This is a genomic window from Pelorhabdus sp. sgz311001, assembly GCF_055901755.1.
This window is the reverse complement of record NZ_JBVXUT010000016.1, coordinates 1-820: the sequence shown is the minus strand read 5'-3', so window position 1 is coordinate 820 and position 820 is coordinate 1. Positions and strand designations below refer to the sequence as shown.

Genomic DNA, 820 nt, shown 5'->3' with positions numbered 1-820 from the left:
TCCTGGTTGTTTGTGAAGTTTCACATCCTTTGCCACTTAGCACAGCATTGGGGACCTTAGCTGATGGTCTGGGCTGTTTCCCTTTTGACTACGGGTCTTATCACTCGCAGTCTGACTCCCAAGATACCAGTATAGTCATTCGCAGTTTGACAGGGTTCAGTAACCTATACGGCCCCTAGCCCGATCAGAGCTCTACCGTCTATACTTACTTCTTGAGGCTAGCCCTAAAGCTATTTCGGGGAGAACCAGCTATCTCCACGTTCGATTGGCATTTCACCCCTATCCACAACTCATCCCAAAGCTTTTCAACGCTCACGGGTTCGGTCCTCCACGCAATTTTACCTGCGCTTCAACCTGGTCATGGATAGATCACTGTGGTTTCGGGTCTACGATATCTAACTTACGCCCTATTCAGACTCGCTTTCGCTGCGGCTCCGCATTTTCTGCTTAACCTCGCTAGATACCGTAACTCGCCGGTTCATTCTTCAATAGGCACGCCGTTGAGCTGATATATATACGCTCTTCGACTGCTTGTAGACATACGGTTTCAGGTTCTCTTTCACTCCCCTCCCGGGGTGCTTTTCACCTTTCCCTCACGGTACTATGCGCTATCGGTCGCTAAGAAGTATTTTGCCTTGGAGGGTGGTCCCCCCTGCTTCCCACAAGGTTTCACGTGTCTCGTGGTACTCTGGATCCCAGCCCCTTTGCTCTGCCTTTCGCCTACAGGACTTTTACCTTCTGTGGTTCATCTTTCCAGATGATTCAACTAGGCCTGACAAAGTTGATGCTGGTCCACAACCCCAAAAGAGCAAGCTCTCTT

At 50.0% G+C, this 820-nt stretch carries 1 rRNA gene; it reads right to left on the bottom strand.

Going from position 1 to position 820, the window contains the following annotated elements:
• Positions 1-820 (bottom strand): 23S ribosomal RNA (locus AC0MXB_RS18280); the annotation flags it as partial.